The sequence below is a fragment of the Actinokineospora iranica genome, from assembly GCF_900101685.1.
GTDB classification, from domain to species: Bacteria; Actinomycetota; Actinomycetes; order Mycobacteriales; family Pseudonocardiaceae; genus Actinokineospora; species Actinokineospora iranica.
In genome coordinates this window covers 15,401-40,795 of sequence record NZ_FMZZ01000014.1, presented here as the reverse complement: position 1 = coordinate 40,795, position 25,395 = coordinate 15,401, and the positions used below count along the sequence as shown (strand labels likewise).

The following is a 25,395-nucleotide window of genomic DNA, read 5'->3' as shown; positions in this document are numbered from 1 at the left end:
GGGTGGATGCCGCCGGTGAATACCGCGGGGTGATTGTCCTAGCGGGAGTCGGAGTCGATGAAGTACTGCCCGCCGACCCGGATCACCTTCACGGTCTTCTTCCCGGTGACCTCGCCCGCCGCCGACTTCACCGTCACGTCCAGGGGGACGTTGACCGAGCCGTCCGGGTTGGGCGTGACGCCGTTGGCGTTGCGGGAGCTGATGTAGTCGTACTGCCCCCAGTAGGCGGCGAACCCGGCGAAGTCGCCGAAGACGGCTTTGCCGTTGGGGCCGAGCAGTTCCCACCGCTGCTCGGGCGACTGGTCGCTGCCGTAGTACCTGACCACGTGCAGGCCCGCCTCGGAGTAGACGGTGACCTTCTCGGTCGCCGCGGGCGCGGGCGCCGTGACCGACTGCCTGCTCGCCTCGGGCTCCTGGCTCACCGTGACCACGGAGGTGACCGTGTTCGGCTGCTGGGCCCCGGGCCGCTCGCCCGCGTTGGCGATCACCAGGGTCACCGCGGCGGCCAGGACCAGCACGCCCGCCAGGGCGGCGAGCAGCGGCCCGCGGCGCGGGGCGGGCGCCTTGACCGGGGCGGGGGCGGCGGTGCGGTGCGGCACGGTGGCCGACGCCGCGCGCGGCCGGGCGGCCTGGAGCGTGGGCGTGACCGCGGCGCGGCCGGGGACCGTGCGCTGCTCGAACACCGGCATCGGCATCGGGGCGGTGGGCTGCGCGAGGATGCTCGCGGCCTCGTCCATGGTGGGCCGGTCGGCCGGGTCGGCGCGCAGCAGCGACATCAGCGCGGGCGTGATCGGGCCCGCGTTGCGCGGCGGCGTGACGTTGCCAGAGGCCACCGCGTGCAGCAGCGCCAGCGGGTTGGGGTTCAGGCCGAACGGCGGCTTGCCCTCGACGGCGTGGTAGAGCGTGGCGCCGAGGGAGAACACGTCGGAGGCGTGGCCCGGGTCCTGGCCGCGGGCGATCTCGGGGGCGAGGTAGGCGGGGGTGCCCGCGAGCATCCCGGTCTCGGTGATGGTGCCGTCGTCGATGGCGCGGGAGATGCCGAAGTCGGTGATCTTCACCGTGCCCTTGTCGTCGAGCAGGATGTTGCCCGGCTTGACGTCGCGGTGCACGATGCCCGCCGCGTGCGCCGCGGCCAGCGCGGCGGCGACCTGCGAACCGATCGCGGCCACCTGCTCCGGCGGCAGCGTGCCCTGCTCGGCGATGACCGCGGACAGGCTGCGCGAGGGCAGGAACTCCATCACCAGGCACGGATCGCCGTCGTGCTCGGCCACGTCGAGCATCGCGATGGCGTTGCGGTGCTGCAACCGCGCCGCGATCCGCGCCTCGCGCATGGCGCGTCTGCGCGCCTCGTCGGTCTGCGCCGAGGACAGCCCCGGCCGGATGATCAGCCGCTTGATCGCGATGACGCGTTCGAGGCGCTCGTCCCTGGCTCGCCAGACGACGCCCATGGCGCCGCTGCCGATGGTGTCCAGCAGCCGATACCGACCGGCGACCAACTGACCAGCTTCGATGACGGGCACTCCTCGCGTGGGGGGACCGGCGGTCCCGGCGACAGTGCCCGAGAGTAGCGAACCGGCCCGACCCGCCCGCCATTCGTCCTCCCGGTCACCGGAGGAAATCGGGGCGGAGACAGAGGAATCCGCCTCAGCCGCCCGCGGCGTCGAAGCGGCCGAGCTTGATCTGGGCGAGGAAGGCCGATGGCGAGGGCAGGCTGAGCACGCCGCCGTGGCCGTCGCCGATCAGCAGCGCGGCCGACTCGGCAGGCACGGCGATCTCCACGCAGGCGCCGCTCGTGCACAGGGTGCTGCGGCGGAACCGGACCGACGCGCGCGCCGCCGCCCCCGACGGCGCGGGCAGGAACGGCTCCGGCATGAACGATTCCGACATGGTCACGCCTCCTGACAATCGCGCACACCGGCCGCAGTGAGGCCACACTGGGCCGGTCCCCCGGTCACACGACGTCGAGCAACCGCGATCAAGGTTACCGGACTGTTACACGGCACGCCAGAGCCGCCGCGGGGAACGCGGCGGCCCTGGCAGGCACGACGGCTCAGCGGTCGAGCAACGCGCCCGGGACGAGGTCGAACTCGCCGTTCTTCACACCGGCGGTGAAGGCGACCCACTCCTGCGGCGTGTAGGTGTGCGGTGCGACCGAGAGGTCCTTCGAGTCCCGCAGCGACACATCGCCGTTGTCGAGAACGGCGACCTGGACGCAGGCTCCGGTCGAGCAGAAGCTGCTCTGCCGGTAGTTGATTCTCATGAGTGTTGCTCTTCCTTTGTCGTGTAGTGATCGATCATCGACTGGATGAGGGCAGCGCTTTCCTTGACATCAAGGCATTTGCGCCCGAGTTCGTCGAAGATCCGGGTGTAGCGGACGATGTCGCTGTCCTGTTCCAGCCAGCGGTCGCCCGCGCTGAGCTCGATGTGGACCGCGTTGCGGTCGTACTCGCTCTCGAAGGTGAACACCACGAACGTGCACTGGATCGCCAGATCGGGCCCCGCCGCGAACGGATAGACCCGAACGGAGACAGTGGGGCGCTCGGCGACCTCAAGCAGCGCCCGCAGCTGACCCGCCATGACCCTCGGCGAGCCGACCACCCGGTGCAGGGTCGCCTCATCGAGGATGATGTTGATCCGCGGCGGGTCCGCGCGCGCGGCCAGGAACTCCTGCCTGCCCAGCCGCAGCCGCAACCGCTTCTCCAGCTCGGCATCGCCGTCCCGCGGCGCCAACGCGCGCAGCAGCGCCCGCGCGTAGTCCTCGGTCTGGATCAGCGCTGGCACGACGGACTGGACGTAGTGGCGGATGTCGGACGCCTCGGACTCCAGCGAGATGAACGTGTCCATGTTGCTGGAGACCACGTCCGAGAGGTCCTGCCACCACGCCTGCCTGCGCCCCTCGCCCGCGAGCCGGACGAGTTGGTCGCGCTGCTTCTGGTCGTGCACCTGGTAGAGGTCGAGGAGATCGCGGACGTCGCGGGCCTTGGGCACGCCCTGTCCGGTCTCCAGCCTGCTGATCTTGGACGCCGAGCACTCCAGGTGCTGGGCGGCGTCTTCGAGGTGCAGGCCCGCCGCGTCGCGCAGCTTGCGCAGTTCGAGGCCCAAGCGGCGCCGGGGGATCAGCGGCCCCTGGGACGGCATGACCCCTCCTCACCCGACTCGACCCGGCTCTGCAATTGCCGAACGGGTTTGCCCGGCGGCGCTTGCGCGAGAAGGTACCAGCACCGCCACCAGGTCGCTGACCTGCTGCGACGTATTCCACGATCGTGTTTTTGATGGTTTTTTAGGGGCAAGTTGATCACGATCCGACACTGATCCACTCGCCCAATCAGTTGATCTTGGCCCATCCGAGTACACCCCATCAGGTCGGCTCATGCAATTGCATGAGGAGGTTGCGCTCTGCTCTTGCTGTCACTTAACCGGGAAAAGACTGCTGCGGCGTCAACCGGCGCCCGGAACCGGGTTCGGGGGCGGCGCGGAGAGGTCACGCCTAATGATCACGAGCACGCCCAGGGGAAGGGCACGCGCCCCACTCGGCGCGGCTCCGCCCGCCCCTCCCGCACGCCGCGCGGCAGGCGGAACCACCGGACCGACCACCCCCATGCCGATCACTCTGCCAATCGCGCTGCCAATCGCGCTGCCGACAACCACCCCGGCGACAAGTCCCACAGCATTGATCACTACCGCACTTACCCCCATGCCCACCACGCCCGACGCCCGGCAGCGGCCCCGGCAAGAGCGACCAGCCGGAACCAGGGTGCCGCGAACCCAGCAGGCGGTCACCGGGCGGTTCCGTTTACCGGTTTCCCGCTCGTTCCCGACACGGGATGATCGAGTCGGGGATCGAGGCGTGGGAGGCCGCTGGTGACCGAGCCGACAGCACTGACAGCACTGACAGCACTCACATCGCACCCGCTGCGGGTGGCCGAGGTGATCGCGGAGACGCCGGACGCGCGGTCGGTGGTCTTCGAGGGGGCGTTCGACTACCGGCCGGGGCAGTTCCTCACCGTGCGGGTGCCCAGCGACCGGACCGGGTCGGTGGCGCGCTGCTACTCGCTGTCGAGTTCCCCGCACACCGGGGAGCCCTTGCAGGTGACGGTGAAGCGGACGGCGGGCGGGTACGCGTCGAACTGGGTGTGCGACACCGTGGCGCCGGGCAGCGTGCTGGAGGTCCTGCCGCCGTCGGGGGTGTTCACGCCGCGGTCGCTGGACGCCGACCTGCTGCTGTTCGCGGGCGGCTCCGGCATCACCCCGGTGATCTCGATCGTCAAGTCCGCGCTGCTGCGCGGCGCGGGCGAGGTCGTGCTGGTCTACGCGAACCGCGACGCCGAGTCGGTGATCTTCGCCGAGCGGCTGGCCGGGCTCGCCGCCGAGCACCCCGGGCGGTTGAGCGTGACGCACTGGCTGGAGTCCGAGCGGGGCCTGCCGACCGTGGCCGACCTGGTCGCCCTGGCCAGTCCGCACGCCGACCACGACGCCTTCACCTGCGGGCCCGCGCCGTTCATGGCCGCGGTGACCGACGCGCTCAAAGCACTGGGGTTCCCCCGCGAGCGCCGCCGCCAGGAGCGGTTCGCCTCGCTGGCGGCGAACGTGTTCGAGCGGGCCGTGCCCAGCCCGCTCACCCGCGCCGAGTAGACCACCGGAAGATCACCGCGAAGATCGTCGGCAAGATCTCGATCCGCGCGCGGCGTGTAGCCCGTTCGGCCACTGGACCGATGCAGGCGACCCCGGCATGCTGGTCCGCGTGGCTACCGAGAACCCCGCGTTCGACCTGATCGGCAAGCGGTACGACGAGTCGTTCGTGGAACGCGACGTGCAGATCGCCGAGACCGCGTGGCTGATCGAGCACCTGCCCGCGGGCGCCCGGGTGCTCGACCTCGGCTGCGGCAGCGGCCTGCCGACCACCAAGCAGCTGCTCGACGCCGGGCTGGAGGTCGTCGGCGTCGACGAGTCGACCGTCATGCTCGACCTCGCCCGCGAGCAGGCCCCCGGCGCCACTTACCTGCACGGCGACCTGCGGGAGATCTCCGAGCTGGGCGAGTTCGACGCGGCGGTGGCGTTCTTCGCGCTGCTGATGCTGTCCAAGACCGACATCGAAGCCACCCTGCGCTCGATCCGGGCGACCCTGCGCGGGCCGGGGCTGCTGGTGCTCAGCATGGTGCAGGGCGACTTCGACACGTTCCCGGTGAACTTCCTCGGCTCGCCGACCACGGTCTCGGCGTATCCGCCCGACCAGCTCAAGCAGGTCGTGGCGGACGCCGGGTTCACCGATGTGGCGCTGCGCGAGTTCGAGGCCGAGGCGGAGCCGGGCCGGATCGAGGTCCAGCTCTACCTGCGGGCCAAGAAGGCGGGCTAGGCCCTAACCGCGGCTCAGAGCCATTCGCTGGCCGAGAGCCCGCCGCGCAGCCGGGTGAGGGCGCGGTGCTGGGCGACGCGGACGGCGGTGGCGGTCAGGCCGATCGCGGTGGCGGTCTCCTGCGCGGAGAGGCCGACGACCAGGCGCAGGACCAGGATCTCGCGCTGGCGCGGGGCGAGGGTGTCGAGGAGTTTGACCAGCCGGGAGCGCATCTCGCCGCGCAGGGTGATCTGCTCGGGGCCCAGGTTGTGGTCGATGGTGTCCGGCACGTCGGCGACCGGCTCGGAGCGGTCGCGGCCGGAGCGGCGGTAGTAGTCGGCGACCTTGTGCGAGGCGATGCCGTAGACGAACGGCAGGAAGGACTCGCGGTCGTCGGAGTAGCGGGGCAGCGCGCCGAGGACGGCGAGCAGGATCTCCTGGGCCACGTCGTCTGCGTTGGAGAACGCCGAGCCGGTGCGCCCGATCCGGGCCCGGCAGTAGCGGATGATCGCCGGGTTGATCCAGGCGAACAGGGTGCCGATGGCCTCCTGGTCACCGTTGAGCGAGGCGCCCACGAGTTCGTGGAAGGCGGCGCTCTTGAGCCGCGCGAAAACGGCGTCCGTGCTCTGGGGCCGCACGGGACGCTGCGCGGTCTCTTCCACAGCGCCCGACGCGGGCGAGGAAGCTGTCGAACTCACTTGGGGCCCCCACACACTTAGCCACACACCGATTGGGGAGGTGCGCCGTCCAGGATCGAGTCGGCGCGGTGTCCCGGCTCATCGCTCCCCCCGACATCTGACCGTCGGATTCGATGATGGCCCTGACGGAGAGTGATGCTAGCCGGGGGAAGGTCTGTGCACCAGGGGTATCTCTGCTGCATACGGGGGATGTTTTCGTATTCAACCTCACAGCGACAAGGGTCGAACGGCCCTATGGCCGGCCCCCCTAGATCGACTCGACCCGACGCCGCCGCACCGGCGCGTTGGGCCGTTCAGAGCAAGCCACATCCTCTGCCCAACCGGAAAACCGCAGGTGGGGGCCCTGGTGGCGACGGCGGTGCGCGCGCGCCGCCGCCCTCGGTGGACACTGGCGGCACGCCAACGACCACAGACCGACCGCCGAATCCCCGCACCTGAGCGAGCAGCACTCGCCAGTTGCCCCAAACGGGGACACCGCGACCCGTTCGGCGCAACACCCGCTCTACGCTGAGGAGAAAACCCGCGCGCGATAGTTCACCACATCGCTACCCGCGCGCTTCTTTCCGGTGCTTTCCGCAGTTCGGGAAACACCTTTCCGCTATCTGGTTAAGCCCAGGTCCAGCGCTTGTCCGACACCGGTTTGACACCGCCGGGAACGGTTCTTAGCGTTGCCTGCGCTTGTCCGGCTCGGCCACCCGAACGGGGATGCATTCCGCGATGGACACCCGCCCACGACCGCGCGTCGCGGTCCTGCACGGCGCCGACCGTCCACCCGCGATGGCGCCAGTGGAGGGTCGGGCCGAGATCCGCTACACCACCGCGGACCGGCTCCGCGCCGCCCTCGACGGCGCGGACGTGGTGTTCGTCTGGGACCGACGCTCCACCGCGCTCGCCCACGCCTGGCAAGCCGCGCACGCCGTGCGGTGGGTGCACACCGCGGGCGCGGGGGTCGGCGACCTGCTGTTTTCCGAGTTGCGGGATAGCGACGTCGCGCTGACCAGCTCGCGCGGCGTCTACGACGAGCCGATGGCCGAGTACGTGCTGGCGCTCGTGCTGGCCTTCGCCAAGGACCTCGCCACGACCCTGCGGCACCAGCAGCGGCGCAAGTGGCAGCACCGGGAGACCGAGCGGCTGTCCGGCTCGCGCGCGCTGGTCGTCGGCACCGGCCCGATCGGGCGGGCGATCGGGCGCAAGCTCACCGCCGCCGGGGTGCGGGTGTCCGCGGCGGGCCGGGTGGCCCGCCGCGGCGACCCGGACCTGGGCGACATCACCCCGATGGCCGATCTGCGCTCGGCCCTGCCCGAGGCGGACTGGGTCGTGCTCGCCGCGCCGCTGACCCCGGAGACCACCGGGCTGATCGACGCCGCGATGCTGCGCGCCATGCGCCGGTCGGCCCGGCTGATCAACATCGGCCGCGCCGGGCTGGTCGCGCAGTCCGACCTGGTCGACGCGCTCGACGCGGGCGAGATCGCGGGCGCGGCGTTCGACGTGTTCGCCGACGAGCCGCTGGCGCCGTCCTCGACGCTGTGGGGGATGCCGAACGTGCTGATCTCCCCGCACATGTCCGGCGACGTCGCGGGCTGGCGCGAGGAGCTGGTCCGCCGGTTCCAGGACAACCTCGACCGCTATATCGAGGGGAAACCGCTGCTCGACCTGGTCGACAAGCGGAGGGCGGCCCGATAGGCCCCGCTGGGCCAAGCAGGTGACCCGGGCCACAGGAGTCGATCTGGCGCGCTTGCTACTCTAGAGTAGGTAAGCACGATTCAACGGTCCGAGACGAGGTGGGAGCACCATGGCGGGGAATGACGGAGCAGGCGTGCGGCAGCCCAGGCGCGATGCCATGGGTTCGGCGCTCGCCGTGCTGAACCGGTTGGCGAGCACGGCGGTGCTCGACCGGTTCGGCCTGCGCAAGCCGGTGGAGCGCGGGCTCTACGAAGCAACCCGCACCGGGTTCACCGCGGTCGGTGCGGCCAGCCGCACCTTCGCCTCGGCAGGCAAGCTGGGCAAGCCCCAGCGGCTGCCGTCGGCGCCGCAGCGGGGTCTTTTCGACCTCACACCCACCGAAGAGCAGCAGATGATCCGCGAGACGGTGGTGGACTTCGCCGCCGAGCAGCTGCGGCCCATCGCCGCCGACGCGGACGCCAAGTGCGACACCCCGCAGGGGCTGCTGTCGCTGGTCGCCGAACTCGGCGTCACCCTGGTCGGGGTGCCCGAGGAGCTCGGCGGCCTGGGCACCGAGCGGTCCTCGGTGACCAACGTCCTGGTCGCCGAGGCCATGGCGCACGGCGACATGGGCCTGGCCGTGGCGTGCCTCGCGCCGTCCGCGGTCAGCACCGCCCTGGTCCTGTGGGGCGACGAGACGCAGCAGGCCACGTACCTGCCCGCGTTCGTCGGCGACAACATCCCGGCCGCGGCGCTGGCCGTCCAGGAGCCGCGCCCGCTGTTCGACCCGTTCGCCCTCAAGACCAAGGCGTACCGGCGCGCGGGCGGCTTCGTCATCGAGGGCGTCAAGTCCCTGGTGCCGCGCGCGGCGCAGGCCGAGCTGTTCATCGTCGCCGCCGACCTCGACGGCCGCGGCCCGGCGCTGTTCGTGGTCGAGTCCGGCTCCGCCGGGGTCACCATCGAGTCCGACCCGGCCATGGGCCTGCGCGCCGCGGGCATGGGCAAGCTGCGCCTGGACAAGGTCGCGCTGCCCGCGACCGCGCTGCTGGGCGAGGGCAAGTCCGATGTGTACACCGAGTGCGTGCGCCTGTCGCGGATCGCGTGGAGCGCGCTGGCGGTCGGCACCTCGCAGGCCGTGCTCGACTACGTGATCCCCTACGTCAACGAGCGGGTCGCCTTCGGCGAGCCGATCAGCCACCGGCAGGGCGTCGCGTTCAAGGTCGCCGACATCGGCATCGAGCTGGAGGGTATGCGCCTGCTCACCTACCGCGCGGCCAGCCGCGCCGAGCAGGGCAAGTCGTACGCGCGCGAGGCGGGCCTGGCCCGCCGACTGTGCGCGGAGAAGGGAATGATGATCGGCAACGACGGCGTGCAGCTGTTGGGCGGTCACGGTTTCGTCAAGGAGCACCCGGTGGAGCGGTGGTACCGGGATCTGCGCGCGGTCGGGCTCGCCGAGGGCATCGTCCTCGTCTGAGGGCAAGGAAACAGGAGAAGACGATGATCAACCTCGAGATCCCGAAGAAGTTCGAGCAGCTCGTCGACCAGGCCCACCAGGCGGCGGCTGAGTTCTTCCGACCCAACTCGCGCAAGTACGACCAGGCCGAGCACACCTACCCCAAGGAGCTCGACATGCTGGCCGCGCTCCTCGACGGCCTGTCGGCCTCGGGTGGCGGCACCGGCGCAGGCGGCGTGCGCCGCGGCGAGAAGAAGGACAAGGAAGGCAACAAGAACGGCTCCAACCTCCAGCTGCTTCTCGGCACCATCGAGATGTGCTGGGGCGACGTCGGCCTGCTGCTGACCATGCCCCGCCAAGGCCTGGGCAACGCGGCCATCGCCTCGGTCGCCAACGACGAGCAGCTTGAGCGCTACAAGGGCAAGTGGGCCGCGATGGCCATCACCGAGCCCGACACCGGCTCCGACTCCGGCGCCATCCGCACCACCGCGGTCAAGGACGGCGACTACTACGTCCTCAACGGCGAGAAGATCTTCGTGACCTCCGGCGAACGCGCGGACTGCGTCGTCGTCTGGGCCACTTTGGACCGCTCGCTGGGCAAGGCCGCCATCAAGTCCTTCGTGGTCGACCGCGGCACCCCCGGCTTCGAGCTGGTGCGCCTTGAGCACAAGCTGGGCATCCGCGCGTCCGACACCGCGCACTTCCGCCTGGAGAACGTGCGCGTCCACAAGGACAACCTGCTCGGCAGCCCCGAGGTCAACACGGAGCAGGGCTTCGCGGGGGTCATGCAGACCTTCGACAACACCCGCCCCCTGGTCGCCGCCATGGCGATCGGCGTCGCCCGCGCCGCCCTGGAGGAAACCCGCCGCATCCTGACGGAGGCGGGCGTCAAGATCGACTACGACCGCCCCGCCTTCACCCAGTCCGCCGCGGCCGCCACCTTCCTCCAGCTCGAAGCGGACTGGGAGGCGGCCTACCTGCTCGCCCTCGAAGCCGCCTGGATGGCCGACAACCGCCAGCCCAACTCCCTGCAGGCCAGCATGGCCAAGGCAAAGGCGGGCCGCTCCGGCTCCGACGTGACTCTGCGCTGCGTCGAACTCGCGGGTTCCCTCGGCTACAGCGAGAACTCCCTCCTGGAGAAGTGGGCCCGCGACTCGAAGATCCTCGACATCTTCGAGGGCACCCAGCAGATCCAGCAGCTCATCGTCGCCCGCCGACTGCTGAGCAAGTCGTCTTCGGAACTGAAGTAAGCATCCCGAAAACGCGAAAGCGGCCCCCGCGCCTGTTGTGGCGCGGGGGCCGCTTCTCGTTCCGGCAGGCGGGGCGACTAACGCAGCGAACCCTTGCCGTGCAGGTGGTCGAAGATGAGTTTGTCCACAGGGGACACCCGGTCGCGGTCGGCGTAGGTCAGCCAGGCGACTTCCTCGATCTCGTTGGCGGGAGCGAGGGTCCCCTGGTAGTCGGCCGTGTAGCAGGTCATGCGGACCGTGACGCCGGGGGCGTGGCCGTGGGCTTGAGCCTCGAAGGCACCGAAGTAGACAGGGTCGGCGACGGTGACGGTGAGTTCTTCCTCGATCTCGCGGGCGAGGGTTCGCCGGTCGGTCTCGCCGGGTTCGCGTTTGCCGCCGGGGAGGTAGTAGACGTGCTTGCCTCGGGAGCGGGTGCTGAGGATTTTGCCGGATTCCAGATGTATCCAGGCGATCTTGTCGATGATCACGGCTGCCGCGAACTGGAGCAGTGCATGACGGTCTGCATCTCGGCGTGGGTGGGGGTGGGGCCGGGCAGTGGGGTGGTGGCGCCCGCGCGGATGCCGTCGAGGAGGAGGGCCAGGTAGCGGCGCCACAGGTCTGGGTCGAGGGTGCGGGTCATCTCGGCGGTGGCGGCGACCATCATCAGGAGGGGGCCGATGTCGGGGGCGGCGAAGTCGTCGCGGAGGGCGCCTTGGGCTTTGGCTCGGGCGACCAGGGAGTCGGCTGCGGGGATGAAGTGTTCGGCGATGCGGTCTGCCTGGCCGAAGTCGGCGTTGGTGCACAGGTCGAACAGGCCGCGGTCGGCTGCCTGGCGTTCGGCGATGGCGGTGATCAGGCCGGTGAGGCCGCGCCAGGCGTCTTCGTCGGCGGCGGTCTTGTCGAGCAAGGTGGTGATCTCGTCCAGGACGTGGTCGAAGACGGCGATGACCAGGGCCTCTTTGTTGGGGAACCGGCGGTAGACCGTGCCGACGCCGACACCGGCGCTGCGGGCCACGTCGTCCAGGGTGACGCTGAGGCCGTGGGCCGCGAAGACCTCGCGCGCGGCGACGACGATGCGGACGCGGTTGCGTTCGGCGTCGGCGCGCAGGGGGCGCGTGTCGGAGGTCACGCTTTCAGCTTAGCATAAATACGGAGAGGTTCCCTCCACTTTCGTGTTAGCGTCGCCTAACCGGAGAAGGAATCTCTACTTTCGCAGGGGGAACCCATGACACTGTCAGACACGCGCGCGTCCGCGCCGCCACAATCGGAAGAGGACAGCGGGGGCAAGCGCTGGCTGATCCTCGCCGTGATCGCGATCGCGCAGGTCATGGTCATCCTCGACGCCACCATCGTGAACATCGCGCTGCCCTCGGCGCAGCAGGACCTCCGGTTCGACGACGACCAGCGCCAGTGGCTGGTGACCGGGTACGCGCTCAGCTTCGGCAGCCTGCTGCTGATCGGCGGGCGGATCGCGGACCTGTTCGGGCGGCGGATCACCTTCCTCGTCGGGGTCGCCGGGTTCGCGGTGGCCTCCGCGGTCGGCGGCGCGGCGTCCAGCTTCGAGATCCTCGTCGCCGCCCGGGTGGGCCAGGGCGTGTTCGCCGCCCTGCTCGCGCCCGCCGCGCTGTCGCTGCTGGCCACGACGTTCACCGACCCTACCGAGCGCGGCAAGGCGTTCGGCATCTTCGGCGCCATCTCCGGCGCGGGCGGCGCGATCGGCCTGCTGCTCGGCGGCGTGCTCACGGAGTACCTCGACTGGCGCTGGTGCATGTTCGTCAACCTGATCTTCGCGGGCGTCGCCTTCGTCGGCGCGCTCGCGCTGCTGGGCCCGAGCACCGCCACCGAGCGGCCCAAGCTCGACCTGGTGGGCGTTGCCACCGCGACCGCGGGCATGTTCGCCCTGGTCTACGGCCTGGCCAACGCCGCTGAGGACTCCTGGGGCGCGCCCGGCACCTGGGGCTTCCTGATCGCGGGCGGCGTGCTGCTGGTGGCGTTCGTCTACTCGCAGACCCGCACCGCCCACCCGCTGCTGCCGCTGCGGATCCTGCTGCACCGCAACCGGGGCGGCTCGTTCCTGTCGATCTTCATCCTGTGCGCGGGGATGTTCGTCATCTTCCTGTTCCTGACCTACTTCCTACAGGTCAACCTGCGGTTCGGGCCGGTGCAGAGCGGCGTGGCGTTCCTGCCGATGATCGGCACCCTGATGATCGGCGCGACCGGAGCCACCACCGCCCTGCTGCCCAAGATCGGGCCGCGGCCGCTGATCGTGGTCGGCATGGTGCTCGCGGGCGTGGGCACCGGGATGCTGGCGCTGCTGGACGAGACCAGCACCTACCTGGGCGGTGTGCTGCCCGGCCTGCTGATCACCGGCCTGGGTATCGGCCTGACCATGGCCTCGGGCATGACCGTGGGCATCGCGGGCGTCGACCCGGACGACTCCGGCGCGGCCTCGGCGGCGATCAACGCGGTGCAGCAGGTCGGCGGCTCGATCGGCACCGCGCTGTTCAGCACCGTCGCGGCGAGCGCGGTGACCTCGGCGATGCTGGAGGGCAAGAACCAGGCGGCCGCGGCGATCGCGGGCTACAGCGCCGCGTTCGCCTGGAGCGCGGGCCTGTTCGTCGCGGGCGCGGTCGTCTGCGGGCTCATCCTGCGCCCGGGCGTCCCGGACGAGATCAAGAGCGCCGGGCCAGTCGTGCACATGTGAGCCAGGGGGAGGCAGGAAGGGCGCGGACCTCGGGGGGCCGCGCCCTTCTCGCTGTTCAGCGGGGGTTGTGCCGGTCCAGGAACGCGTCGATGTGCCGCCAGGTCGTCGTGCGGGCGGCGCGGCCCGCGAGGACGCCGAGGTGGCCGCCTGGGCACACCTCGAAGACGACTTCCGGCGCGTTGTGCAGCAGGTCCACCAGGTGCCCGACCGCGCGGCGCGGGGCGATGCTGTCGCTCTCCCCGGCGACGACCAGCACCGGGACGGTGGCGTTCGACAGCGAGATCCGCCGCCCGTCCAGGTCGAACTCGCCCTCGGCGAGGTCGTTCGCGCGGAAGAACCGGTGGTAGATCTGCCCGAACGTGCGGCCGGGGTAGGCGATCATGTTGTCGGCGAACCGGTCGACAGCCTCCAGTTGCGCGAGGAAGTCCGCGTCGTGCAGGTGCGCCAGGATCGCGTACGGCTTGGTGATCATCTTGTCGATCGCCGAGAGCTGGAAGGCGCGCTTCACCAGCGCCCGCGGCGCGCCGCCGAGCAGCCGGTAGGCCGGGGTGAGAATCCAGCTGTCGGTGAGGTCGGTCAGCGGCTTGAACGGCGCGATCAGCGGGATCGCGGTCATGTCGAACGGGGCGGCGACCGACACCACGGACGCGATCGGCAGGTCGGCCCGGTCGGCGGCGGTGAGCAGCGACATGATCCCGCCCAGACACCAGGCGACGACGTGCACCGGGCGACCACCCGCGTCGGCGCTGGCCGCGCGGACCGCGTGCGGCAGCACGTCGTCGATCCAGTGCTCCAGGCCCAGGCGGCGGTCGGCGAAGCTGACCGTGCCGTAGTCGACCAGATAGAGCGAGCGGCCGCCGTCCACCAGGTGCTCGGCGAGGCTGCACCCGCGGCGCAGGTCGAAGCACAGCGCGGGCGCGGCCAGCGGCGGCACCAGCAGTACCGGGTCGCCGCTGACGGGCGCCCGGCCAGGGGTGAACCGGTAGACCGAGCGCATCCGTCCTTTGTCGACCAGCACCCGCGGCATCGGCCGCAGGTCGGCCACGCCGCCGCGCAGCACCTTGCCCGTCACGTTGGTCGTGACCGCGGTGGCCCAGTCCAGTGCCGTCGTCATCGTCGACCTCCCCGCTCACCCTGCCCCGACCTCGCTAGTATCCATGTCATCGCTGGGGAGGTGGCCTTGTCCGGCCTGTCGGAAATGGATCCGGAGCGCCCACATCAGGCGCGGGTGTACGACTACCTGCTCGGCGGCGCCTGCAACTTCGAACCAGACCGGATCTTCGCCGAGAAGTTCCTCGCCGCGATGCCCCACGTCGGCATCGCCGCCCGCCTCAACCGCCACTTCCTGCAACGCGCGGTGCGGTACTGCCTGGACCAGGGCATCCACCAGTTCCTCGACCTGGGCTCAGGCATCCCCACGGTCGGCAACGTGCACGAGACCGCCCCGGGCGCCCACGTCGTCTACGTCGACAAGGACCCGATCGCAGTGGCCTGCGGCGACGTCGAACTGCGCGACGTGCCCACCGCCGAAACAGTCCACGCCGACCTGTGCGACCCCGACGCCGTCCTAGGCTCGGCCGCCGTCCGGAACTTGATCGACTTCACCAAGCCGGTGGCGGTGCTGATGGTGGCCGTGCTGCACTACATCCCCGACCCCCACCCCGCCATCACCCGCTACGTCGCCGAGATGGCCCCCGGCAGCTTCCTCGTCCTCAGCCACGGAACCGGCGACGGCAACCCCGACAACGGCGAAGACGTAGTCCGCCTCCACGAGGGCGCAGGCGTCCTACCCAGCCCCCGCACCCACGCCGAAGTCACCGCCCTGTGCGCAGACCTGCACCTGGTACCCCCAGGCGTCGTCTGGACCCCCTTGTGGCGCCCCGACTCCGCCCCCATCACCAACCCGACCGACGCCATGTCCTACGCCGCAGTCGCCCGCCGAGCCTGACCCCGCCGGACATCCGGGACACCTTGATCGCGAGTTGTCCACAGGCGCGGCGCACCCTCTTCCTCGCGCTGACCTGCGGCGATAGACTGGAGCGGGGTCAGCCCCCAGGGTGGGTGGGGCTTTGTTGTGGGGCTGCGGGGCGGCGAATGAAGGTCGTTTGAGGGCATGGAACGGCAACCCGCCCTCCTGCCAACCGGACCCGGCCCTGCCAGGTGCTCGATGGGGTGGAGTGGTTTCTTCTGGGGAGAAGAAAGATCGCCAAGCTGGCTCCGCACGTGTGCGGCCGAAGGCTTCCCACCCGTCTTTCACACGGCGATCTTCCTTCGTAGGGGCCGAAGAAATCACTCCACCCCATCGAGCAAGCCACCTACGCACCCACCCCAAGCTCCCGAGCGATCAGCATCCGCTGAACCTCGCTAGTCCCCTCCCCGATCTCCAAGATCTTCGCATCGCGATAGAACCGCCCCACCGGAAACTCGTTCATAAACCCATATCCGCCAAAGATCTGCGTGGCATCGCGAGCATTGTCCATGGCCGCGTTGGAGGCGACCAGCTTCGCGATAGCCGCTTCCTTCTTGAACGGCTCCGACCGAAGCATCTTCGCCGCGGCCGCGTAGTAGGCAAGCCGCGCGGTATGCACCCGAGCCTCCATGTCGGCGATCTTGAACTGAATCGCCTGATACGAGCCGATAGGATGCCCGAACGCCTCACGATCACGGGCGTAGCGCAGGGACTCGTCCACGCAGCCCTGCGCGAGCCCAACCGACAGCGCCGCGATGGCGACCCGACCTTCGTCCAAAGTGGACAAGAATTGAGCGTACCCGCGCCCCCGCTCGCCAAGCAGGTTCTCCCGGGGCACACGGACATCGCTGAACGAGAGTTCCCTGGTGTCAGACGCCGCCCACCCGACCTTCGAGTACTTCTTGGACACAGAGAACCCAGGTGTCCCCGCCGGAACGATGATCGCCGAAATCTCCTTGCGCCCGTCCCGCACACCAGTGACCGCGGTAACCGTCACCAGATCGGTGATATCCGTCCCAGAGTTGGTGATGAACGCCTTGGTCCCGTTGACAACCCACTCGTCGCCGTCGAGCCGGGCGGTCGTGCGTGCTGCGCCCGCATCCGAGCCACCCCCCGGCTCAGTGAGACCGAAAGCGCCAAGCCCCTGGCCCGCGGCCAGCCGAGGCAGCCAGCGGCGCTTCTGCTCCGCGGTGCCATACCGGTAGATCGGCATCGCGCCGAGGGAAACGCCTGCCTCCAAGGTGATCGCGACCGACGAGTCCACCCGCGCAAGCTCTTCCAAGGTAAGGCACAACGCGAAGTAGTCGCCGCCCATGCCCCCGTATTCCTCGCTGATGGGCAGCCCGAACAGCCCCATGGCGCCCATCTTCGCGACGATCTCGTACGGGAACTCCGCGCGCTCGTAGTACGAGCCGATGACCGGGGCGACCTCTTCCAGGGCGAACTCCTGCACGGTCTTGCGCAGCGCCTCGTGCTCCTCGTCCAGTCTCATGTCGATCATGTCGGTTCCTCCGGTGGGGTCACCACGGCCAGAATCTGGTTCATCGCGACCTGTTGGCCCGCTCGAACCGGGATCTCGGAGACCACACCGTCGTTTTTCGCCGTGAGGGTGTGCTCCATCTTCATCGCCTCGACCACGAGCAGCGGCTGTCCCGCGGTCACGCGTTCGCCCGTGGAGACCTTCACCACGAGCACCGTTCCGGGCATCGGGCTGGTGATCGGGCCGTCCCCGGCCGAGGACGCGGCGTCGTCGGCCAGCATGGAGTGTTCGGCCACCGCCCAGGTCCGGCCGTCCGCCGCCAGCCACAGAACATCCGAATCAAGAGCACGCGCGTAACGCAAGTCAAGGCCCTTATAGGAAACGCGCAGCTCACTGTCCACTCGGGATGCTCGCGCGGGAACGGGCGGCCCATCGTCCACGGTGACGATCGCAGCCTCAGGGGAGCCGGACAGGCGCACCGTGACGTTTCGACCACCGCAGGCGAGCCGCAGCGGGACCACGGCGGGGCGGCCGAGCCGCCAGCCGTTGGGCACGTCCCACGGGTCGATCACCGGCCCGGTCGGCTGCATGGCCAGCAACTCGTCCAGCGCGGCGGCGGCGAACACCTCGTCCGGCGCCTCGGCGCCGCCGGTCAGCCCGTCCAGCTTGCGTTCCACCAACTGGGTGTCGAGCCTGCCTGCGCGCACGTCGGGGTCGGCGAGCAGGGCGCGCAGGAACGCGATGTTCGTGCCGACGCCCAGCACGGCGGTGTCGGCGAGCGCCGCGGAGAGCCGGTCGAGCGCGGTCGCGCGGTCGTCGCCCCAGGCGATCACCTTGGCCAGCATCGGGTCGTAGTCCGAGCCGACCACGGTTCCCGGCCGCAGCCCGGAGTCCGTGCGCGCCCAGTCCGCTGTGGGCTCCCGGACGTCCAGGACCTTGCCGCCGGTCGGCAGGAATCCGTTCGCCGGGTCTTCTGCGTACACGCGCGCCTCGACGGAGTGCCCGCGCAGCGCCACGTCTTCCTGGCGCAGCGTCAGCCGTTCCCCGGCGGCGACCCGGATCTGCTGCTCCACGAGGTCCAAGCCGGTGACCTGCTCGGTGACCGGGTGCTCGACCTGGAGCCGGGTGTTCATCTCCATGAAGAAGAACTCGCCCGGCCGGTCGGCGGAGACGATGAACTCGACCGTCCCGGCCCCGGTGTAGTCGACGGCCTTCGCGGCGTCGACGGCCGCCTGCCCCATCCGCGCCCGGGTGGCCGGGTCGAGCAGCGGCGACGGGGCTTCCTCGATGATCTTCTGGTGCCGCCGCTGGAGGCTGCACTCGCGTTCGCCGAGGTGGATGACGGCGCCGTGCGCGTCGGCCAGCACCTGGATCTCGATGTGCCGGGGCCGGGGCACGAACCGCTCCACCAGCAGGGTGTCGTCGCCGAAAGACCCGAGCGCTTCGCGGCGGGCCGACTCGACGGCCGCGCGCAGCCCCTCGGGGCCGGTGACCAGCCGCATCCCCTTGCCGCCGCCGCCTGCCGACGGCTTGAGCAGCACCGGGAAACCGATGTCTTCGGCGGCCGAGACCAGGTCGTCGTCGGACAGGCCCGGTTCCGTGCGGCCGGGGACCACGGGCACGCCCGCCGCGCTGACGGTCAGCTTGGCGCGGATCTTGTCGCCCATGGCCTCGATCGCGGCGGGCGGCGGGCCGATGAAGACCAGCCCGGCGGCGGCGCAGGCGCGGGCGAACTCGGCGTTCTCGGCGAGGAAGCCGTAGCCGGGGTGCACCGCATCGGCCCGGGTCGCGCGGGCGGCGGCGATGACCCGCTCGATGCTCAGGTAGCTCTCCCGCGCGGCGGCGGGCCCGATGCGCACGGCGGTGTCGGCCACGTGGACGTGCCGCGCGTCGGCGTCGGCGTCGCTATAGACGGCCACGGACCGCACGCCCATCCGGCGCAGGGTCCGCGCGACCCGCACGGCGATCTCGCCGCGGTTGGCGATCAGCACGCTGGAAAACATGGTCACATCCGGAAGACGCCGTAGCGGACAGGGTCGAGGGGCGCGTTCGCCGCGGCCGACAGCGCGAGGCCGAGCACCTGGCGGGTGTCCGCCGGGTCGATCACGCCGTCGTCCCACAGGCGGGCGGTGGAGTAGTACGGGTTGCCCTGGTCCTCGTACTGGCGGCGGATGGGCTCGGTGAACGCGGCCTCCTCATCGGGCGACCACTCGCCGCCGCCCGCCTCGATCTGGTCGCGGCGGACCGTGGCCAGCACGGCGGCGGCCTGCTCGCCGCCCATGACCGAGATGCGCGCGTTGGGCCACATCCACAGGAAGCGCGGCGAGTACGCCCGCCCGCACATCGAGTAGTTGCCCGCGCCGAACGAGCCGCCGACGACCACGGTGAACTTCGGGACCCGCGCGCAGGCGGTGGCGGTGACCATCTTCGCGCCGTGCTTGGCGATGCCGCCCGCCTCGTAGTCGCGGCCGACCATGAAGCCGGTGATGTTCTGCAGATAGAGCAGCGGGATGGCGCGCTGGTCGCACAGTTCGATGAAGTGCGCGCCCTTCATCGCCGACTCGGAGAACAGCACGCCGTTGTTGGCGACGATGCCGACCGGGTGGCCGTGGATACGGGCGAACCCGGTGACCAGGGTCGCGCCGTACTCCTTCTTGAACTCGCGGAACCGGCTGCCGTCGACGATCCGCGCGATGACCTCCCGCACGTCGTACGGGGTGCGGGGGTCGGTGGGCACGACGCCGTAGAGGGTGGCCGGGTCGACGGCGGGCTCTTCGACCGGCGCGACGTCCCACGGGCGCGGGGCGCGCGGGCCGAGCGTGCTGACGATGGACCGGACGATCCGCAGCGCGTGCGCGTCGTCGTCGGCGAGGTGGTCGGTGACCCCGGAGACGCGGGCGTGCACGTCGCCGCCGCCGAGTTCCTCGGCGGTGACGACCTCGCCGGTCGCGGCCTTCACCAGCGGCGGCCCGCCGAGGAAGATCGTGCCCTGACCGCGGACGATGACGGCCTCGTCGCTCATCGCGGGCACGTAGGCGCCGCCCGCGGTGCACGAGCCGAGCACGGCCGCGATCTGCGGGATGCCCCGGGCCGACATGGTGGCCTGGTTGAAGAAGATGCGCCCGAAGTGGTCGCGGTCGGGGAAGACCTCGTCTTGCATGGGCAGGAAAGCGCCGCCAGAGTCCACCAGGTAGACGCAGGGCAGGTTGTTCTGTAGGGCGACCTCTTGCGCGCGTAGGTGCTTCTTGACGGTCATCGGGTAGTACGTGCCGCCCTTTACCGTGGCGTCGTTAGCCACGACGACCACCTCGCGCCCGGACACCCGGCCGACGCCGGTGATCAGCCCGGCGGCCGGGGCGTCGTCGCCGTAGAGGCCGGTGGCCGCGAGCGGGGACAGCTCCAGGAACGGGGAACCGGGGTCGACCAGCGTGTCGACCCGGTCGCGGGGCAGCAGCTTGCCCCGCTCGACGTGCCGGGCGCGGGCCTTCTCCGGACCGCCCAGCGCGGCCCGCGCCAGCCGCTCGCGCAGGTCGCCGACCAGCTCGGCGTGCTCCTTGGCGTTGCGCGGGAAGCGGTCGTCGGCCGGGTCGGCCGCGGTGCGCAGAACGGGCGCGTCCATCTCGCTCCTCGCCAGTGATCATTTGTTAGTCATCGTTAACTCCTTCCTCGATGTTAGCGCTCGCTAACCCGCGCGTCCACCGGAACCAGCGGCTCCGGAAAGGCCGTTTTCCACCCAGGACGCGGCCTTTCCGGAGCCAGGACAAATCAGCCAGTCACCCTGCGGAGAGCGGCGTAGTAGCCGTCACGCTGCCCGGCGACGTTCGGGTGGTAAGCCGCTTTCGACACGGTGCCGGGGGGCGAGGTGATCCACTCCGTGTCGGCGCAGACCTCGTGCCCGGCGAACACCTGCCTGCCGTCGATGAAGGTGAAACCGGCGGCCGCGGCCCGCGCGGAGATCACCTGCGCCAGCACGTCGGAGGTCTGGTTGATCGCCTCCCGCTTGCCCTCGCTGAGGCCGGGACAGAAACCGCCGAGCTCATAGATGTGCGGGTAGCCCATGACGATCACCCGAGCCGACGGCGCCCGGTCGCGGATCTGCCGGTAGACGTCGTCCAGTCTGGCGGGCAGGGTCCCCCTGATGAACGCCTGCGCCTTCTCGTTGAGGGTGACGCAGGTCGACTCGAGGCTGGTGTTGCAGTCCCACATGACGTCGCCCAGCTTGGCGTCGTTGCCGCCGATCGAGACCGTGACCAGCGAGGTGTTCGAGGTGACGGCGCTGATCTGGTTGGCGGTGAGGTCACTGGTGGTGTTCCCGGAGCAGGCGACGAACGCGAACGACGACGGCGCGTGCGCGTTGGCCCAGAGCTGGGGGTAGGCGTTCGAGCTGCGGTAGCAGACGCCGCTGTTGCCGTAGTCGTCCGCGCCGTGGCCGGACGAGTAGGAGTCGCCGAGGGCGACGTACCTGCCGGTGGCCGCCTGAGCGGAGGCCACCAGACCGATAAGCGACAGTGCGCTGAGCACCGCGACGGCCACTGAACGTGATAGACGCATTCCCAATCTCCAATCGTGGAAGGATCGACAAGATCCAGCTCTACCAGCGATCAATCGGCCGGGAGATTTCCGATCATTAGTGCCGATGGGAGTTGGCTCGCCAATGGCGATAAGAGGCGCGACTTCGGCAAGTTAGCGCCCGCTAACGTGCCTGTCTTACGATGAACCGCGTGCCACCAGCAGCCGAACCCGTCGCGGGCAAGCCCAGCCGCCGTGAGCAGATCCTCGCCGCCGCCGCTGAACTGTTCGCCCGGCACGGCTTCCACGGAGTGGGCATCGACGACATCGGCTCGGCCGTGGGCATCTCCGGCCCCGCCCTCTACCGGCACTTCCGGTCCAAGGACGCCATGCTCGGCGAGATGCTGACCTCCATCAGCGAGGTCCTGCTCGACGGCGGCCAGGCCAGGGTCGACGCGGCGAGCGGGCCCGAGAAGACCCTCGGCGACCTGGTCCGCTTCCACGTCGACTTCGCCCTGGACAACCCCGCGCTCATCACCGTGCAGGAGCGCAACCTGGGCAACCTGACCGACCCGGACCGCCGCAAGGTCCGGGCGCTGCAGCGCCGCTACGTCGAGACCTGGGTCGAGGTCATCCGCGCCGCGGTGCCCGCCGCGGGCGAGCCGACCGCCCGCGCCGCCGCGCACGCGGTGTTCGGCCTGATCAACTCGACCCCGCACAGCAGGCACCTCGACCGGGACCAGATGGCCGATCTGCTCACCGGCATGGCGATGGCCGCGTTGGTCCAGTTGTCCGATCGCGTTCACTGAACCGGGGCCTCGCCGCCTGGTCTGCCCGCCCGCCAAGTGGGTAACCTCTCCAGCACGGAACGTGACAGGGAAGAGGGTGCGGCGTGACCGAGGAGACCGACTGGGTCCCCCAGGGAATCGACTTGGAGCGGCCGAGCGCGGCGCGGCTGTACGACTACCTGCTCGGCGGCGGGCACAACTTCGCCCACGACCGGGAGTTGGCCGAGCGGTTCCTCGTCGCCCAGCCCAACGCCAGGGAGATCGCCCGGCACAACCGCGCCTTCCTGCGCCGAAGCGTGCTCTTCATGATCCAGAACGGGGTCCGGCAGTTCCTCGACCTCGGCTCCGGCATCCCCACCGTCGGCAACGTCCACGAGATCGCCCAGGAGGCCGACCCCACCGCGCGGGTGGTCTACGTCGACTACGAGGAAGTCGCCTACGCGCACAGCGCGCTCATACTCGCCGACAACCCGCTTGCCACGATCGTGCAGGCCGATCTCACCCGCCCGGGGGATGTCCTGAACGCCCCGGAGACGGTCGGCCTGCTCGACTTCACCGAGCCGATCGGGCTGCTGATGGCCGGGGTGTTCCACTTCGTCGCGCCGGAGAAGAACCCGCAGAAGATCATCGCCGACTACCGCGACGCGATAGCCCCCGGCAGCTACCTGGCGTTCTCACAGTTCACCCGGGACCTGATGCCCGCGGAGATGGACCGGATCGTCGAGGTGATGAAGTCCAGCCGCGACCCGATGTACCCGCGCTCGCGCCCGGAGATCACCGAGCTGTTCGACGGTTTCGACATCCTGGAGCCGGGGATCGTCCCGACCGCGCTGTGGCGCCCGGACACCGGCCTCTACGACGGCGACGACCCGAAGCGGGCCGGGATCTACGCCGGTGTGGGCCGGAAGCGCTGACGGCAGGCCCCGATGCAGCCGCTGGAACCTTCCGGCGACCGGCAGTCCCTGGTGCGCGGGTGGCTGCGGGTCGTCGCGGCGACCGCGTACGTCCCCGCGTCCGCCGCCGACGTCGAGTCGCTGCTCTCCGGGCTGCTCGCTGAGCTGACCGCGGCGGTGGCGGCCGACCCGGTCGACACCGCGCGCGCCGCCCGGGTCGGCGAGCGCATGGTGACCGGCGCGCTGACCGGGGAGGCGACGCTCGCGGGCTCGCTGCGCGTGCTGGGCCGGGGCCTGCTCGACGGCGGCCATGACCCGGTCGCGGTGGTCTCCGCGCTGGGCGCCGTGGCGACCGGGTACGCGGGCGCGCTGCGCATCCGCACGCTGGACCAGCAGGAGAACATGAAGGTCGCCCTGCTCACCGCCAAGCAGCGCGCCGAACGCGACCGCAGGCACACCGAGACCCGGTTCCGCGAGGTGTTCACCGCGTCATCGATAGGCATCGCCATCACCGAGCTGGACGGCCGGTTCGTGGAGGTCAACCCGGCGCTGGCCGCGATCCTCGGCTGCCCCGTCGACGAGCTGGCGAACCGCTCGCTGGCGGAGTTCATCGTCCCGGACGACGACCCGAACCTGCCCGGCGACCGCAAGCTGCTGATCCGGCCCGGCGGCGACACCGCCTGGGTGTACCTGACCACCTCGCTGCTGCGCGGCGACGACGGGCAGCCGGTCTACCGGGTCGCCATGGTCCAGGACCTCAGCGAGCTGCAGCTGCTGGGCAGCAGGCTCAGCCACCAGAACCTGCACGACGCGCTCACCGGCCTGGCCAACCGGCTGCACTTCGAGTCCCGGCTGGAGGCCGTCCACGGCCAGGCCCCGCCGGGCAGCGTGCTCACCCTGCTCTGCCTGGACCTCGACGCGTTCTCCCTGGTCAACACCACCCACGGGCACCTCGCCGGGGACCGCCTGCTGCGCACGGTCGCCCACCGGCTCGCCACAGCGGTCGCGGGCCACGACGCCCTCGTCGCCCGCGTCGACGGCGACGAGTTCGCCGTCCTCATCGTGCACGGCCGCACCGCGCCCCCGGTCGCGGAAGTGGTCGAGCTGGTCACCGGCGAGCTGTCCGAACCCGACTACGACGGCCACCTCGGCCTGGCCGCGACCGCCAGCGTCGGCGTCGCCCGCGCGCACGCAGCGGACACGTCCAGCGCGGAGCTGTTCCGCGCCGCCGACGCCGCGCTGCGGCACTCTCGGGAAACCGGTAAACACCAGTGGACCGAGTTCGACAGCCGAGCCGACCACCGGGCCCGCAAGATCGGCCGCGGCGCCACCGCGCTTCCCGCGGCGTGGGAAAACGGCGAGCTGACCGTCGCTTACCGACCGGTCGTACGCCTCTCGGACAACGCGCCGGTGCGGGTGCGGGCGCTGGTCCACAAGCCCGGGTCCGAGTCGGCGAGCGACTTGGCGGAGATGACCGGTTTGTCGGTGGCTCTCGGCCCGTGGCTGATCAACCAGTCGACGGAAAACCTGCCCACCTGGCAGTCCCTGTTCACCCCGGACACACCCGTCCAACGCGTGCTGCTCTCCCCGTTGCAGTCCGCCGACGCGGACCTGTCCGCCACCGTCAACCGCGCGATCGCCACCGCCCAGGTCCCGCCCGGCCTGCTGGAGATCGCCCTGGACACCCCCGCCGTGCTGGCAGGCCGCGGCGACGCCCGCGACAACCTGCGCACCCTGGCCGACATCGGCGTGGCCGCCGCCCTGCACGAGTTCACCGGCGGCCCCCGCCAACTGGCCGTCGCCGAGCGCTTCGAGGTGCGCGCCGTCATCCTCGCCGACCTCTTCGATGGCTGGCGCCCCGACTGGCTCCCCGCCGACACCGCCCCGGTCCGCGCGACCCGCGAACTGGTCGCGGCGCTGACCGGCATGGGCGCCTCCGTCGGCGTGCTCGGCGTCCGCGACCACACCGAGGCCCGCTGGTGGGCCGACCTGGGCGTGCAGACCGCAGAAGGCCCCGCGTTCGGCGACCCCACCGACCCCGATGGCATCCTGTCCCGCGTCCGCTCCGCAGCGACGACCACCTCATGAGGCAGGCGACCGGGCGGACAAACCGCCAACCGAGCGAATCGGCCTGCGCCGATCTCCCCGCGCGGCGCTCCGCTGTTGCAGGATGAGGGCGTGGACGCCGACAGCGAGTCCGATCCGAACCGCAGGCGCGGCCTCATCGAGGCGGCGGCGGGGGCGTTGGCCGCCATGCGGGCCGGGGAGGACGACGGGGCGCTGGACCGGCTCGCCGCCGCCGTCCGGGCCGCGCCGGACCGGCACGCGAACGCCCGGGAGCTGATGCTGCTGCTGTTCCACGAGTGCAGCGCCATGGTCGCCGCGCTGGGCTCCGGCGGCACCGCCCCGGTGAAGATGCAGGTTTACGACGACGACGGCCACGAGGTCCCGATCGACGAGGCCGACCCGCCGGTGCGGACGGCGGTGCGCACGCTGCTGGCCGAGGTGCACGGCGACACCGACAGCGCGGCAGCGCAGATCGAGATCGCGCTGGCCAACGCCGCCCCGGAGGAGATGGCGACGCTGATGGTCCAGGCCCTGCGCTGGACGCTGCGGCTGTCCGAGGAATGCGCCATCCGCGATCTCCCGGTCCCGGAGTGGATTCGCGGCGGCTGACC

22 protein-coding genes and 1 pseudogene are annotated in these 25,395 nt (G+C 70.7%); 11 read left to right on the top strand and 12 right to left on the bottom strand.

Annotated features, from left to right (window positions below):
- Positions 1-38: 38 nt before the first annotated feature.
- From BLS56_RS24195 to BLS56_RS24180, 4 genes are all read right to left on the bottom strand, one after another.
- Positions 39-1,520 (bottom strand): serine/threonine-protein kinase, encoded by a 1,482-nt coding sequence (locus BLS56_RS24195; RefSeq protein ID WP_267463942.1) that lies wholly within the window; start codon positions 1,518-1,520, stop codon positions 39-41.
- Between the two features lie 124 nt (positions 1,521-1,644).
- Positions 1,645-1,887, bottom strand: coding sequence for a hypothetical protein (locus tag BLS56_RS24190; RefSeq protein ID WP_139190958.1), 243 nt, complete (start codon positions 1,885-1,887; stop codon positions 1,645-1,647).
- A gap of 163 nt (positions 1,888-2,050) precedes the next feature.
- Positions 2,051-2,260 carry a DUF397 domain-containing protein gene (locus BLS56_RS24185; protein ID WP_091455255.1) on the bottom strand — a complete coding sequence of 70 codons (210 nt, stop codon included), beginning with the start codon at positions 2,258-2,260 and terminating at the stop codon, positions 2,051-2,053.
- Positions 2,257-3,138 carry a helix-turn-helix domain-containing protein gene (locus tag BLS56_RS24180; protein WP_091455253.1) on the bottom strand — a complete coding sequence of 294 codons (882 nt, stop codon included), beginning with the start codon at positions 3,136-3,138 and terminating at the stop codon, positions 2,257-2,259. The genes BLS56_RS24185 and BLS56_RS24180 overlap by 4 nt, the downstream gene beginning before the upstream one ends.
- Before the next feature lie 741 nt (positions 3,139-3,879).
- Between BLS56_RS24180 and BLS56_RS24175 the strand changes: the two are divergent.
- Positions 3,880-4,626, top strand: a pseudogene (locus BLS56_RS24175) (FAD-binding oxidoreductase); the annotation flags it as partial.
- Positions 4,627-4,741: 115 nt separating this feature from the next.
- Entirely contained in the window at positions 4,742-5,353 is a 612-nt protein-coding gene (locus tag BLS56_RS24170; protein ID WP_228771884.1) for a class I SAM-dependent DNA methyltransferase, read from the top strand.
- Positions 5,354-5,367: 14 nt separating this feature from the next.
- Here BLS56_RS24170 and shbA read toward each other — a convergent pair whose 3' ends face one another.
- On the bottom strand, positions 5,368-5,970 hold the full coding sequence (gene shbA / locus BLS56_RS24165) for an RNA polymerase sigma factor ShbA (protein WP_091455415.1): 603 nt from the start codon (positions 5,968-5,970) through the stop codon (positions 5,368-5,370).
- A gap of 777 nt (positions 5,971-6,747) precedes the next feature.
- Here shbA and BLS56_RS24160 point away from each other — a divergent pair.
- The 3 genes from BLS56_RS24160 to BLS56_RS24150 all read left to right on the top strand — a co-directional run bounded on the left by BLS56_RS24160 (position 6,748) and on the right by BLS56_RS24150 (position 10,395).
- Entirely contained in the window at positions 6,748-7,713 is a 966-nt protein-coding gene (locus BLS56_RS24160; protein WP_091455249.1) for a D-2-hydroxyacid dehydrogenase, read from the top strand.
- A 157-nt stretch (positions 7,714-7,870) separates the two neighbouring features.
- Positions 7,871-9,166, top strand: coding sequence for an acyl-CoA dehydrogenase family protein (locus tag BLS56_RS24155; protein ID WP_091455246.1), 1,296 nt, complete (start codon positions 7,871-7,873; stop codon positions 9,164-9,166).
- A gap of 23 nt (positions 9,167-9,189) precedes the next feature.
- Positions 9,190-10,395, top strand: a complete 1,206-nt coding sequence (locus BLS56_RS24150; protein ID WP_091455243.1) for an acyl-CoA dehydrogenase family protein — start codon at positions 9,190-9,192, stop codon at positions 10,393-10,395.
- A 77-nt stretch (positions 10,396-10,472) separates the two neighbouring features.
- Here BLS56_RS24150 and BLS56_RS24145 read toward each other — a convergent pair whose 3' ends face one another.
- On the bottom strand, positions 10,473-10,859 hold the full coding sequence (locus BLS56_RS24145) for an NUDIX hydrolase (RefSeq protein WP_091455414.1): 387 nt from the start codon (positions 10,857-10,859) through the stop codon (positions 10,473-10,475).
- Positions 10,859-11,503 (bottom strand): TetR/AcrR family transcriptional regulator, encoded by a 645-nt coding sequence (locus BLS56_RS24140; protein ID WP_091455241.1) that lies wholly within the window; start codon positions 11,501-11,503, stop codon positions 10,859-10,861. Before BLS56_RS24140 ends, BLS56_RS24145 begins: the two co-directional genes overlap by 1 nt.
- A 96-nt stretch (positions 11,504-11,599) precedes the next feature.
- On the opposite strand from BLS56_RS24140, the gene BLS56_RS24135 reads away from it, so the two are divergent.
- Positions 11,600-13,078 (top strand): MFS transporter, encoded by a 1,479-nt coding sequence (locus BLS56_RS24135; protein ID WP_091455238.1) that lies wholly within the window; start codon positions 11,600-11,602, stop codon positions 13,076-13,078.
- 55 nt (positions 13,079-13,133) lie between these two features.
- Here BLS56_RS24135 and BLS56_RS24130 read toward each other — a convergent pair whose 3' ends face one another.
- A complete protein-coding gene (locus BLS56_RS24130) occupies positions 13,134-14,192 on the bottom strand; it encodes an alpha/beta fold hydrolase (protein ID WP_091455235.1) in 1,059 nt (352 codons plus the stop codon).
- Between the two features lie 84 nt (positions 14,193-14,276).
- Here BLS56_RS24130 and BLS56_RS24125 point away from each other — a divergent pair, with 84 nt between their 5' ends.
- Entirely contained in the window at positions 14,277-15,026 is a 750-nt protein-coding gene (locus BLS56_RS24125) for an SAM-dependent methyltransferase (RefSeq protein ID WP_091455233.1), read from the top strand.
- A 367-nt stretch (positions 15,027-15,393) separates the two neighbouring features.
- Here BLS56_RS24125 and BLS56_RS24120 read toward each other — a convergent pair whose 3' ends face one another.
- The 4 genes from BLS56_RS24120 to BLS56_RS24105 form a co-directional block, all read right to left on the bottom strand.
- The gene (locus tag BLS56_RS24120) at positions 15,394-16,548 is read right to left on the bottom strand and encodes an acyl-CoA dehydrogenase family protein (protein ID WP_091455230.1); all 1,155 of its coding nucleotides are present in this window, start codon (positions 16,546-16,548) and stop codon (positions 15,394-15,396) included.
- The gene (locus BLS56_RS24115; protein ID WP_091455229.1) at positions 16,545-18,530 is read right to left on the bottom strand and encodes an acetyl/propionyl/methylcrotonyl-CoA carboxylase subunit alpha; all 1,986 of its coding nucleotides are present in this window, start codon (positions 18,528-18,530) and stop codon (positions 16,545-16,547) included. The genes BLS56_RS24120 and BLS56_RS24115 overlap by 4 nt, the downstream gene beginning before the upstream one ends.
- A 2-nt stretch (positions 18,531-18,532) precedes the next feature.
- The gene (locus tag BLS56_RS24110) at positions 18,533-20,146 is read right to left on the bottom strand and encodes a carboxyl transferase domain-containing protein (protein WP_091455227.1); all 1,614 of its coding nucleotides are present in this window, start codon (positions 20,144-20,146) and stop codon (positions 18,533-18,535) included.
- Between the two features lie 146 nt (positions 20,147-20,292).
- Positions 20,293-21,078, bottom strand: a complete 786-nt coding sequence (locus BLS56_RS24105; RefSeq protein WP_091455224.1) for an SGNH/GDSL hydrolase family protein — start codon at positions 21,076-21,078, stop codon at positions 20,293-20,295.
- 161 nt (positions 21,079-21,239) lie between these two features.
- Between BLS56_RS24105 and BLS56_RS24100 the strand changes: the two genes are divergently transcribed.
- The 4 genes from BLS56_RS24100 to BLS56_RS24085 all read left to right on the top strand — a co-directional run bounded on the left by BLS56_RS24100 (position 21,240) and on the right by BLS56_RS24085 (position 25,393).
- On the top strand, positions 21,240-21,845 hold the full coding sequence (locus BLS56_RS24100) for an SACE_7040 family transcriptional regulator (protein ID WP_091455221.1): 606 nt from the start codon (positions 21,240-21,242) through the stop codon (positions 21,843-21,845).
- Positions 21,846-21,928: 83 nt separating this feature from the next.
- On the top strand, positions 21,929-22,738 hold the full coding sequence (locus BLS56_RS24095; protein WP_091455219.1) for an SAM-dependent methyltransferase: 810 nt from the start codon (positions 21,929-21,931) through the stop codon (positions 22,736-22,738).
- A 12-nt stretch (positions 22,739-22,750) separates the two neighbouring features.
- A complete protein-coding gene (locus tag BLS56_RS24090) occupies positions 22,751-24,805 on the top strand; it encodes a GGDEF domain-containing protein (RefSeq protein WP_091455217.1) in 2,055 nt (684 codons plus the stop codon).
- Between the two features lie 165 nt (positions 24,806-24,970).
- A complete protein-coding gene (locus tag BLS56_RS24085) occupies positions 24,971-25,393 on the top strand; it encodes a hypothetical protein (protein ID WP_228771891.1) in 423 nt (140 codons plus the stop codon).
- Positions 25,394-25,395: the final 2 nt, after the last annotated feature.